This window comes from Paenibacillus sp. FSL H8-0048, from assembly GCF_038002825.1.
GTDB lineage: Bacteria > Bacillota > Bacilli > Paenibacillales > Paenibacillaceae > Paenibacillus_AQ.
Genome location: NZ_JBBODF010000001.1, coordinates 3,606,426 through 3,618,893 on the forward strand (window position 1 = coordinate 3,606,426; position 12,468 = coordinate 3,618,893).

Here is a 12,468-nt window from a genome sequence, read left to right on the forward strand (position 1 = left end):
AACAAGTATAAAGAACGCTGAAATTGCTGTATTGACCTTTTTCACCATAGCCTCCGGTTCCGCAGCCTTTGCGGTATTAAGTAGTCTTCAATCCGTCTTTTTCTCATTTTCTTATAGAAATGCCTGCAGCACAATGATTAGTTTGAATGGGCCATACAAAAAAAGGAACACTGCGTAAGATTCAGCAGCGTTCCTCTTCGGTACAGCATAAGGTAATCCTTAGTCAGGATTTCGGAAGTAACGGGAAATGACAGGCTACCGGACGGCCTGGCAGGACCTCTTCCAGCAGCGGCTCCACTAAGCGGCATTTGTCTTGGACGAACGGGCAGCGGGTATGGAACCGGCAGCCGGAGGGCGGATTGGCCGGGGAGGGCACATCCCCCTCCAGCATAATTCGCTCCTGCTTGCGCCTTGGTGTCGGCTTGGGTATAGCCGAGAGCAGGGCGGCAGTATACGGATGGAGCGGAGCCGCGAACAGCTCCTCCGTCTCTCCTACCTCCACCAGCTTACCCAGATACATGACCCCAACACGGTCAGAGATATGCCGGACTACGTTAAGACCATGCGCAATGAACAGGAAGGTTAGTCCCAGCTCCTTCTGCAGCTTCATCAGCAGGTTAATAACCTGGGATTGCACGGATACGTCCAGCGCAGACACGGCCTCATCGGCCACAATAAATTGCGGATTCAGCGCAATCGCCCGGGCGATGCCAATACGCTGGCGTTGTCCGCCGGAGAATTCATGCGGATAGCGGTTCCGGCGGCTGGCATCCAGACCCACCAGCTCCATCAGCTCGACCACCCGGGCATCGATCTCCTTGCCGGACATCTTCCAGTGAATACGCAGCGGCTCGCCGATAATATCCTTGACGAGAAAGCGCGGATTCAGCGACCCGAACGGGTCCTGGAAAATAATCTGCATCTCTTCCCGCAGCTTCCGCATGTCACGCGAACCCAGCGAATGGATATCCTGGCCCTTGAATAACACCTGCCCCCCGGTCGCACTCTGCAGGCGGAGGAGTACCCGTCCGAAGGTGGATTTGCCGCAGCCGGATTCGCCAACCAGCCCAAACGTCTCACCTTGGCGGATCGCCAGATTGACTCCATCCACCGCCTTCACCTGCCCGACGGTCCGGTTAAGCAGGCCCTTGGTGATCGGGAAATATTTCTTAATATCTTTAACTTCCACCAGCACTTCAGAAGAAGCCGGTAGTTTACGGTCTGGTACGGTTGCTGCCCTATTCATCATGCGCGCTTCGCCTCCCTGCTGGTATCCGCTGAAACCGGCTGATCCTTGAACAGCCAGCAGGCGGTCCGGTGATCATCGGAGATCATGAAATCCGGCGGCTCCTGGCTCCGGCAGATGTCCATGGCATGCGGACAGCGCGGGTGAAAGCGGCAGCCCGCAGGCAGCTGCCCTATCGGCGGAATCGTTCCACTGATCGTATAGAGCTCGCCTCCCCGTCCGCCTTCAAACCCCGGAATCGACTGGAGCAGCCCTACCGTATAAGGATGGCTGGGATGGTCGAAGATCTCTTCCACGCCGCCCTCTTCCACGATAGCACCCGCGTACATGACAGCAATGCGGTCCGCCATCTCGGCGGCAACCCCCATGTCGTGGGTAATCAGCAGGATGGACATCCCAAGCTCCGACTGAAGCTTGCGCAGCAGATCCAGAATCTGCGCCTGAACGGTAACATCAAGCGCGGTGGTCGGCTCATCGGCAATCAGCAGTTCAGGGTTACAGGCCAGCGCAATCGCAATGACTACGCGCTGGCACATCCCGCCGGACAGCTCATGCGGATACTGCTTTGCACGTATTTCCGGTGCGGGTATGCCCACCAATCGGATCAGATCTACCGCCAGCTTCAGCGCTTCTGCATCCTTCTTATTCTGATGCAGCCGCAGACTCTCAGCAATCTGCTCGCCTATGGTGAAGACCGGATTCAGCGAAGACATCGGGTCCTGGAAGATCATCGCGATCTGGTTGCCGCGGATTTCCCGCATCTCCTCCTGGCTCTTGCGCCCCAGATCCTGTCCATGGAAGTCAATCTGTCCATCCAGGATCATACCGCCCGCATAATCGATCAGGCGCATGATCGCCAGCGAGGTGACGCTTTTGCCGCTGCCGGATTCGCCTACAATACAGACCGTCTGACCTTTATTTACCGTAAGAGAGATGCCGTCGGTTGCTTTGAGCAGCCCCTTCTCTGTCGCGAAGCCGGCGGTTAGCTTCCGGATTTCGAGTAGTTTTTGCGCCATTGTTCCAGCCTCCTCCGGGATTTGGTCACTTGCTGTCTGGGATCAAGGGCATCCCGGATGCCGTCGCCGATAAAGTTAACCGCCAGCACCACCATCAGGATACAAAAGCCCGGATATACCGCCTGCATCGGATCAATTAGCATGAACTCCTGCGCGTTGCTAAGCATCAGCCCCCAGCTCGTAGCCGGAGCCTGGATACCAAGACCCAGATAGGACAATGCGGATTCGCTGAGAATCGCGCCGCCGACCATCAACGTGGCATTAACAATGATCGGGAAGCTTGCGTTGCGGAGCAGATGCCGGAAGATGATCCCCCAGCTGGATACGCCGATTGCTTTGGCCGCCTCCACATACTGCATTTCCCGCAGCTGCAGGAAGGTTCCCCGGACCAGCCGGGCAATACTCATCCAGCTCGTGAACGCCAGAATCAGGATCATGAATTCGATCTTTGTACCGAATAGAGCCATAACCAGGATATTCAGGAACAGGGACGGCACGGAGTTCATGACGTCAACAATCCGCATGAATACCGTATCCACGAATCCTCCGAAGTAACCTGAGATCGCACCGACCACCGATCCGACCAGTACGGATACAAAGGCAACAGAGAAACCGATAAGCAGCGAGATCCGCGCACTGTACAGCAGCCTGCTGAGAATATCTCGGCCCAGCTCGTCGGTGCCGAGGGGATGCCCCTCCGCCCCCGGCTTCAGGTTGGCGAACATCAGATCAATCTTCTCCGGCCCATAGGAAGTCAGGAACGGTGCGCAGATCGCCAGCAGCACAAAGATAAGCAGGACGGCCAACCCGCCCATGGCAAAAGGATTGCGTGAAAACTTCTTCCACAGCACTCTCCACGGGCCGGGAGGTCTGTCCATATCCGCCACGGGAATTTCCGGGTCGGTCCCGCCCGGCATCGGACTTATATCCGGCGTTCCCAGCGGCTTGGATACCTTCCCTTTGATAAGCTCTGTATTGTCTGTACTCATGCTGCCTTCCCCCCTTGCTTGCCGAGCTTCACCCGGGGATCAACTACGACATACAGTATATCTGCCAGAAGATTGCCAATGACGACCATCACAGCCGTGACGATCGTCACAGCCATCAGTGCCGAATATTCGCGTGCAGTGGCCATCTCTACGAACCAACGGCCCATTCCCGGCCAGTTGAATACATTCTCTGTTAGTGCGGCCCCTCCCACCAGGATCGGAAGATCAAGACCTAGTATCGTAATAATTGGAATTAGTGCATTGCGCAGGGCATGGCGGAAGACGACCTTCCGTTCCTTGACGCCTTTGGCCCGTGCCGTCCGGATATAATCCTGATCCAGCACCTCCAGCATACTGGCCCGCGCATACTTCATATAAGAAGCCAGGAACCCAAGTGCCAGCACGGTAACCGGCAGCACCAGATGCATGAATAAATCAGCTATACTGTCTTCCTTGCCTCTTGTATGCATATCCGACAATGGGAACCAGTCCAGCTTGAGCGACAGCCACTGCTGCAATAGAATCCCGAACCAGAAGGTCGGCATGGCGAAGCCCAGATAAGAAATGAACGAAGCCGTCTGATCCGATAAACCATAGACTTTGGTACTATTATAGATTCCCCAGGGAATTGCGATTAGCAGCGATACCAGCCAAGCCGCCCCCATCAGGATTATGGTATTGCCAATACGCGGCCAGAGCAGGTCTGAGATCGCAATATGGTTCTTGAAGGTATATCCCAGATCTCCTTGCAGCAGGTCACCGATCCAGCGGAAATACTGTATATAAATCGGCTGATCCAGTCCCAGGTTCTTGGCTTGCTGCGCAAATATTTCCGGCGTCAGTCCCGGTGCGAGCATCACTTGTGTAGGGCCGCCCGGAGCCGCATGGATGAGAAGAAAGGTTAGTATGGTAATCAGAAAGATGACCAGTACCGATTGAAGCACTCTACGTATCAGGTATTCTGTCATTGGCTATCCTCCTAGAGATGGTAAGGCGATAGATTACGGAAGGCCCCCCCATTTATACAAAAGGGGGAGGTGAAAGAGAAATCTCTTTCACCTCCCGCAAGTCTATTCAGTTAGTCGGTACGTTACTCGGTTACCCACCATTTGATAGCGTGGAAGAACTGTCCGTAGCCCAGTGACGGCTCAGGAGCATCCTCCTCTGCCCAGTGCACTCTAGGTCCTGTTCCGATCGCCTGACCATACTGATACAGGAATACATAAGGAAGGTCGGTCGAGATTTCTTTACCTACTTCTTTGTAGACTTCTTTGCGCTTAGCCTGATCTACCGTAGAATATCCGTCTACCCACAGCTTATCCAGCTTCTCATTCTTATACCAGCCGCTGTTCTGTCCGGCAGGCGGGAAGTACTTGGAGGAGAAAATGCTCTCTGCATCCGGGTCTGGTGTACTCAGGGACCATGCCAGCAGCAGCGCCTGATATTTACCCGGCGTTACGTTCTGGTCAATCCATGCAGCGAAATCAATCGCCTTAGGCTTTACTTCAATACCGACATCCTTCAGGTTCTGCTGGATAACAGCCGCTACCTGTTCACGGCGGCTGTTGCCGGCATTATACTGCAGCTCGAAGGAGAAGCGGTGGCCGTCTTTTACCAGAATGCCATCCTTGGCATCCGCAACCCAGCCATCTTCAGCCAGGAGCTTCTTGGCCGTCTCGGCATTGTAATCATAGTTCACAGCAGCATCACCCGGGTCAGCCCAGGTATCAGGCAGGAACGGTGCATTCATTAGTGCGCCTACACCCTTCAGGATATTGTCCACCATCCCTTGACGGTTCAGGGCGTGAGCAATCGCCTGTCTGGTCTTCTGTCCCTGGAACAGGCCATAGCCATCCGGGAAGTTCTTGCCGTCAAAGTTGAAGTTAACATATTCGTACTGTGCACCCGGCTTCTGGATGATATCAATCTTGCCATTAGCCTTAACTGCTTCAACCTGGGTTACAGGAATCGCACTGATATGGTCTGTGTCACCCTTCATAATCGCCTGAACCTCAGTGTTCTGGTCAGCATAGATCTTGTAGATTACCTGAGCGATATGAGGCTTCACAGTTCCCCAATAGTTCGGATCAGCATCCATGGTATGACTCTCGCCTTGCTTCCAGGCTGTCCATTTCCACGGTCCGCTTGTAACGGTCTTAGCCGGATCTGTACCGAAGGCGTTCTTCTGCATTTCGGTCGGCTTCACATCCTTGAGAACATGAGCGGGAACAACCTCCTGAACGAGGGCGTACAGGAATGGGGCGTAAATCTGGGACATTGTGAATTTCACCGTGTGGTCATCGATCTTCTCCACGGTCTTCACCTTATCAAAGGCACTGATCAGGGGCGAGCCTGTCTCCTTATTCTTGGCCGTTTCCACGGTATAGACTACATCATCTGCAACGACGGGCTGGCCGTCACTCCATTTGGCGGTATCCTTCAGCTTCACGGTGTAAGTCAAACCATCTTCGGAGATCTCCGGCAGCGCGGCAGCCAGCGACCAATCCTCTGCCTGTACATTGCCTTCACGGTCGAGATTGTACAGCTTGGCAAAGACGAATTGGGCCACATCACCAGACGCAGTATCATTAACTAAGAGGGGATTAATATTAACAATATCGGAGAATGAGCTTGTAACCAGTGTTCCGCCGTCAACCGGCGCGTCAGCCGCGGGTGCCTCCGTAGCCTCAGGCGCCGTACTCTCTGCCGGAGCTGTAGTGGCTGCAGGCGCACTTGTTGAAGAACCCGCAGTGTTATTCGTACTGCATCCTGTAAATAGAACCCCTACCAACGATAAGACTAGTAAACCTGACCACCATTTTCTCTTTTTCGCCATTCCTTTACTCCTCCTTAGTTAAGTGCTTGTTCCTGCTCTTCAAAGCTTCTCGGGAGACTGGGATGCTCCGGATCGTTGTGCGCCTAAGACTTCTAATGACCGCCTTCGCATTACATGTGACATAACATCACACCTAATATATATGGAAGGAATGCGGTGAATAGACCGCAGGTCAATTAGGGTCAGGGACAACTTTCCCGGCGGGAAACCTTACAGCTTCCTTCATAAATTATGGTTTATATTACATGTGAATATATCTTACGTCAATATTTTTATTTATCGCTGAGGAATCTTACTTTTTTGCTATTGAAACATTTACTTCCAATGTATTCTGGAATAACTGTAAATAAACCTTTTTCTCATTATTGTAATGAGTTTAATAAGGTTAGTTTATATGACACATTCTTATTATTTTCGCGTAATTTCGACACTATTCATCATAAATCACATAAAAAAGAAGAATAATGGCACCGGGCTCCCTCTGCCCCCGGCTCATTATCCTTCCTTGTAATGCTGATTTTTTTTGACAAAATCGTGACTGAACTACTCTACCGACTTCAGTGCTTCAATCATATGAATCCGCTTGAGCTTGATGTGCATGAAAGCCATTACGATCCCTGAGAATAGTATGGTCAGTAGCGCTGCATAGATGTAGCTCTGCCACTTGATGAGCGGAGCGAACATGGTGGCATCAAGCTCGGCGGTCGACAGGACGAACCGGTGCAGGATCACCCCAAGCGCACTGCCGGACAGTATGCCGAGCAGCGTTAACAGAATATTTTCCCGGTAAATATACAGAGTGACTTCCTTATCATAGAAGCCGAGCACCTTAATCGTAGACAATTCGCGGACCCGCTCGGACACGTTAATATTGGTCAAATTGTACAGAACCACGAAGGCCAGCGCGGCAGCAGAGACAATCAGCACCACCATGACGATATCCATACTGTCCATAGTTTCCTCGAAGGCTTCTCCCACTCCGCTGGAAAAGCTGACCAAGGCCACTTGTCCATTCGCAGTCAGCTTCTCCCCGAAGGCGCTCTCCCACGCTTTATCCTTGCCGCTGTAGTTCAATAATTGCGTATTATAGACCGGCTCCTTGCCAAACACCTTCGCGTAGTAAACCGGGGTCATGTATACATAATGCAGCACGTAGTTCTCAGTGACCGCCGCTACCTTGAGCTGGAATGGCTCATTGTTGCTGTCAAGAAGCGTCATCATATCCCCGGGTGCCACATCGTACAGCTTAGCCAGCTTCTCTGTTATGACCGCGCCCTCGTCACTTAATACACGCGGCTTACCAGTGCTGCGGTCCTTAAGATTAACGAAAGACGCCAGCTCCGCTGTATCCGAGGGAACAAAGATCCGCACCTCCTGGTCGTTCACGCCTTTGGCCCGGGCCGTCATAGCCTCCTGCAGCACATTCAGCGTGCTTGTTACCGCAGTCTCCTGTTCAATCAGCTTCTTATAGGAAGCCTGATCTGAGGCGGCTGCATTATCATGCAGAGCCACCAGGGCGCTGTATTTCATAATCCCGCCGAATTGCCGCTCGGTAATGCTGCCGATGGAATCCTTCAGCCCAAAGCCGGTCAGGATCAGCGCGGTACAGCCTGCCACCCCGATAACGGTCATGAACATCCGCTGCTTGTAGCGGAACAGGTTGCGGGCCGTCACCTTTTGCACGAAGCTGAGCTTTCTCCACAGGAAGGTGAAGCGCTCCAGCAGAATCCGCTGCCCGCTCTTCGGTGCCTTGGGCCGCATCAGCACAGAGGCGTTGCTCCGCAGCTCCACCCGGGAAGCGATCATCGCCGTCATCGTTGTACAGACCAGCGCCACGATGATGGAAATAACGGCGTAAGAAGGATAGAAGCTCTTGATCACATCCGGCAGGTTATAGAGCGAGCTGTAAGCATTATAGATAAGGTCCGGGAAGAACGTGAAGCCGACCGCCAGACCTGCAATTGACGCCGCTATGCTGGCGAGTGTTCCGTACACCAGAAACTTGGTCATAATGTCCATAGAGCCGTATCCAAGTGCCTTCATCGTCCCGATCTGGAGCCGCTGCTCCTCCACCATGCGGGTCATCGTCGTTAAGCTGACAAGCGCTGCAATCAGGAAAAAGAATACCGGAAAAGCCGACGCAATCGCAGACAAACGGTCCGCATTATCCTTGTATTCGGCGTATCCCGGGTTAATCGTGCGGTCTGCCACATATACCTTGGGCAGCTCCGGCTGGCTCTGTGCGACGGCGGCTGCCTGTTGTTGCGGCGGCTGCTGCTTGGTCCCTTGCTGGGCCGCCGCTACCGCCTCCGCCTTCAGCTCTTCCAGACGCTGCGCCGGGTAATCCTTCAGCGCCTCCTCCACCCCGGAAAGATGCTGCTCAATCAGCTTGTCATACGCAGGCGTATAAGCTGTTTGGGCAGCCGTATCCTTGAAGCTGAGGTATGCCTCCGTATATACAGGAAGTGTGAAATCCCCTTCCGGGATGACGGCGAACGCATCCAGGGTCCCTTTGCCGATGCGGCTGGTTCCGCGGTTCGCGGTCTCAATATATTGCGGACTCTGCGCGAAGCCTACTACGGTATAGGTCTTGGTCCGGAAGCTCTGTTCGGGCTGCTCCCCCGCCTCCCCGCCGAAGGTAATGGAATCGCCGAGCTTGAATTTGTCCTGTTCGCGCAGGTGTTCATCCAGTACAATCTCTCCAGAGGCTGCCGGGAGATGCCCGGCGGTGAGCTTGTAGCCATTCAGTTCATTCTTGTCTGTATATGAATAGACCTTGGCAATCAGCCCGCTGTCGCCAAGAAAGACATCGGAGCTGTATACAGGCTGAACCGTCTGCACCCCGGGTATCCCCCGGAGCTGTTCAATCCCTTGCTCCGACAGGCCGTAAGTGGACTGGACCCGCAGATCCATCAGCCGCAGATCCTTATAATACGTTGCTGCGGTATCCAGCATATCCGGCCCGGCCGACTTGATCCCGGAGAAGAAGCTGACCCCCAGCATAATAATCGCAAAGATCGAGAGGAACCTCGCCTTGGTGCGGCCGATTTCCCGAAAAACATCCTTCCATAGTGCCCGTTTCTTCATCATTTCCGGCCCCTTACCATTCGATATCTTCCACGGATACCGGTGCTGGATTCTTCACCATTTTCCGTACCTTGGCGTTGTTAATTTCAATGACCCGGTCGGCCATCGGAGCAATCGCCAGGTTATGCGTGATCACAATCACCGTTGTGCCGGTGTCGCGGCAGGTATCCTGCAGCAGCTTAAGCACCTGCTTGCCGGTGTTGTAATCAAGCGCACCGGTCGGCTCATCACAGAGCAGCAGCTTCGGCTGCTTCGCCAGCGCTCTGGCAATAGCCACGCGCTGCTGCTCCCCGCCCGAGAGCTGGGCCGGGAAGTTATTCAGCCGCGCGCCAAGGCCTACATCCTCCAGCACCTTCCGGGCATCCAGCGCCCGGGGCGAAATCTGCGAAGCCAGCTCGACATTCTCCAGGGTGGTCAGATTAGGGACCAGATTATAGAACTGAAACACGAAACCCACGTCATTACGGCGGTAGCCGGTCAATTCCTTGGCGCTGAAACGTGCGATGTCAGTACCGTCCACAATGACCTGGCCTTCGTCGGCGGAATCCATCCCGCCCAGTATGTTAAGCACCGTTGACTTTCCTGCCCCGCTGGGCCCTACAATTACAGCAAATTCACCCTTCTCAATCTCGAACGCAATGCCGTCATTGGCAACAATCAGGGTCTCCCCCATCTTATAGCGCTTATATTCGTCCTTCACCGTTACAAATGCCATGCCGTCTCCTCCTGTCTTCTCCACAAACCGCTAATGCACCAGAACTGGCAGATACGATTCAATGACTCAAGTGTAGCACATGAACCCCCTATGATGGCAAAAGTAGGGGCATCACGCATTGCACCTCCTCGCGGAAAAGGAAACCCGCCGCTTCGCGGCACGTACGCGGAGCAGGCGAGTACCTGGAGCACGCGGAAGGACGTGGAGCACGCGCGAGTAAGAAGAGCAAGCGGAAGGACCCCGGAGCAAGCCAGGCGGGTCGCAGCAAGTGTAAGCAAGTGGAAAAACGTATCTTAATTCCCGGATTACCAATATATTTCCGGAAGCAAGTGGAAAAATAGCATCTAATCAGGTCAATTTTGCTATTTTAGATGAAACGGGCGGATTTAAGTGGCTTTTTTCCAACTGTTGTCTGTTATTAGACCCAACCTTAATTAGCTAATGCCATTCATCCAACTATTTCCTGCTGATCTGCCTGCCAGTCTCTTCTCCTAGCCCATTTCTCCCTCAAAAGAATGAAGCTTCATCCTCCGGCTGCTCCGGCTGCCACGGCAGCTAAGTCCCCGCTGAATCCAGGTGACGCAGACTGCCAGCAAGTTTTCCCCTCACAGCAAAAAACCTCCTGACGGAGGTTTTTACCCGATGTTCTTGCCCGATGATGCTACTCAACCTTAATTTATGGGGTCGGCATTCCGCCGTTGGCATTCAGGGTCTCGCCGCTGACATAGCTAGATTCCTGGCTGGCCAGGAATACATAAGCCGGGGCCATTTCAGCCGGTTGGCCGGGGCGTCCCAGCGGGGTCTTGGCTCCGAACTCCTTCAGGACTTCCTCCGGCTGTCCGCCGCTTACCTGAAGCGGAGTCCATACCGGTCCCGGTGCGACAACGTTCACCCGGATTCCCTTCGGCGCCACCTGCTGGGCGAACGCCTTGCTGAAGGTATTGATCGCGCTCTTGGTGGTGGCGTAATCCAGCAGAATCTCTGAAGGCTCATAGGCCTGAATCGAGGATGTATTAATAATCGTACTACCCGGCTTCATATGCTTCACCGCTGCCTTACAGAGCCAGAAGAGCGAGTAGACATTCGTCTTGAAGGTAGCATCGAACTGTTCTGTAGTCAGATCGGCTATTGTCTTCACGAACTGCTGCTTACCGGCGATGTTAGCCAGGATATCAATCCCGCCCAGCTCCTCTACGGCCTTGGCAATCAACTGCTCGCAGTACTTCTCGTCCTTCAGATCGCCCGGCAGGGCCACTGCCTTGCGGCCGGCTTCCTCTACGAGCTTAACCACTTCCTTCGCGTCAGCTTCTTCCTCCGGCAGATATGCCAATACCACATCCGCGCCTTCACGGGCAAAAGCAATCGCCACCGCCCGCCCGATTCCGCTGTCCGCTCCAGTGATTACTGCTTTCCGTCCGGTGAGCCGTCCGCTGCCCTTGTAGGTGCCCGCTCCGTCATCGGGACGCGGATGCATCTTCGTCTCCAGGCCGGGGCTGGGCTGCTGCTGCTCGAATTCCGGCGTAGCCTTTTCATATTGCTGCACAGGATCTTGAATCTTATATTGATTACTCATGATAATATTCCTCCTCTGTTCGCTTCTGATTGTGTAGGCTTCTGACTCTTTCTATGTAACCAGCTTCCCTTTTTCTTAAACGAATTATGTATGAGTGCAGCCACAAAAATAAAAGCCCTTTGCCAAAAGAGCAAGGGGCCCCCACTGTATATCATTTAATGAATCAGAACTCTTCGTACACGGCCGGGTCCTGCTCCCACAGCGGGCCGGTGGTCGGAATGTCCGAGATCATCTTCATCTCTTCTTCCGACAATTCGAAGCCGAAGATATCTATATTCTCCCGCTGATGCGCCTCCGACTGCGACCTTGGAATCGGAACGGCTCCCAGCTGCACATGCCAGCGCAGAACAATCTGTGAGACGGACTTGCCACGAGCAGAGGCAAGGGTCTGGAGCTGTTCATTCTTCAGCAGATCCTCGCCGCGTCCCAGCGGACTCCAGGATTCTGTGACGATTCCGTGCTGCTCATGATACGCGCGCTGCTCCGCCTGCTGATAGAAGGGGTGCAGCTCAACCTGGTTCATCGCCGGTACCACACCTGTCTCCTTAATCAGACGGTCCAGATGCTCCGGCAGGAAGTTGCTGACGCCGATTGAACGGATCAGCCCTTTTGCCCGCGCATCAATCAGTGCCTGCCATGCTTCCACATACAGGTTCACCTTGGGATTCGGCCAGTGGATCAGGTACAGGTCATAATAGTCGAGTCCGGCCCGGTACAGCGATTCCTCAATCGTCTTGACCGCCTCATCATACTTATGATGCCGGCCCGGCAGCTTGGAAGTAATGAACAGCTCTTCTCTCGGGACACCACTCTGCCGCACCGCCTCTCCGACAACACCCTCATTCTCATAGTTGAATGCGGAATCGATCAGACGATACCCCAGATCCATTGCCGTCTTCAGGCTCTCTACACCCTTCGCGCCTCTGATCCACGCGGTTCCGAAGCCGATGGCTGGCGCCTTCACCCCGTCGTTCAGCAGTACTTCCGGAATATGATTCGTCATGTT

At 53.9% G+C, this 12,468-nt stretch carries 9 protein-coding genes; all 9 read right to left on the reverse strand.

From position 1 onward, the window contains the following. Positions 1 to 223: 223 nt before the first annotated feature. The 9 genes from NSU18_RS15295 to NSU18_RS15335 all read right to left on the reverse strand — a co-directional run bounded on the left by NSU18_RS15295 (position 224) and on the right by NSU18_RS15335 (position 12,465). The gene (locus NSU18_RS15295; protein WP_341023430.1) at positions 224 to 1,249 is read right to left on the reverse strand and encodes an ABC transporter ATP-binding protein; all 1,026 of its coding nucleotides are present in this window, start codon (positions 1,247 to 1,249) and stop codon (positions 224 to 226) included. Further along, positions 1,246 to 2,262: an ABC transporter ATP-binding protein gene (locus tag NSU18_RS15300; RefSeq protein ID WP_341149428.1), complete on the reverse strand. Its 1,017-nt coding sequence runs from the start codon at positions 2,260 to 2,262 to the stop codon at positions 1,246 to 1,248. The genes NSU18_RS15295 and NSU18_RS15300 overlap by 4 nt, the downstream gene beginning before the upstream one ends. Further along, positions 2,229 to 3,179, reverse strand: a complete 951-nt coding sequence (locus NSU18_RS15305) for an ABC transporter permease (protein WP_341151049.1) — start codon at positions 3,177 to 3,179, stop codon at positions 2,229 to 2,231. Before NSU18_RS15305 ends, NSU18_RS15300 begins: the two co-directional genes overlap by 34 nt. A gap of 68 nt (positions 3,180 to 3,247) precedes the next feature. Then, a complete protein-coding gene (locus NSU18_RS15310; protein ID WP_341023427.1) occupies positions 3,248 to 4,219 on the reverse strand; it encodes an ABC transporter permease in 972 nt (323 codons plus the stop codon). A gap of 122 nt (positions 4,220 to 4,341) precedes the next feature. After that, positions 4,342 to 6,087 (reverse strand): ABC transporter substrate-binding protein, encoded by a 1,746-nt coding sequence (locus NSU18_RS15315; protein ID WP_341149429.1) that lies wholly within the window; start codon positions 6,085 to 6,087, stop codon positions 4,342 to 4,344. A gap of 543 nt (positions 6,088 to 6,630) precedes the next feature. Beyond that, complete coding sequence (locus NSU18_RS15320) at positions 6,631 to 9,174, reverse strand: ABC transporter permease (protein WP_341149430.1); 2,544 nt, start codon at positions 9,172 to 9,174, stop codon at positions 6,631 to 6,633. A 13-nt stretch (positions 9,175 to 9,187) separates the two neighbouring features. After that, complete coding sequence (locus NSU18_RS15325) at positions 9,188 to 9,889, reverse strand: ABC transporter ATP-binding protein (RefSeq protein ID WP_341023416.1); 702 nt, start codon at positions 9,887 to 9,889, stop codon at positions 9,188 to 9,190. A gap of 676 nt (positions 9,890 to 10,565) precedes the next feature. Beyond that, on the reverse strand, positions 10,566 to 11,462 hold the full coding sequence (locus tag NSU18_RS15330; protein WP_341023414.1) for an SDR family oxidoreductase: 897 nt from the start codon (positions 11,460 to 11,462) through the stop codon (positions 10,566 to 10,568). A gap of 163 nt (positions 11,463 to 11,625) precedes the next feature. Next, positions 11,626 to 12,465, reverse strand: coding sequence for an aldo/keto reductase (locus tag NSU18_RS15335; RefSeq protein WP_341149431.1), 840 nt, complete (start codon positions 12,463 to 12,465; stop codon positions 11,626 to 11,628). Positions 12,466 to 12,468: the final 3 nt, after the last annotated feature.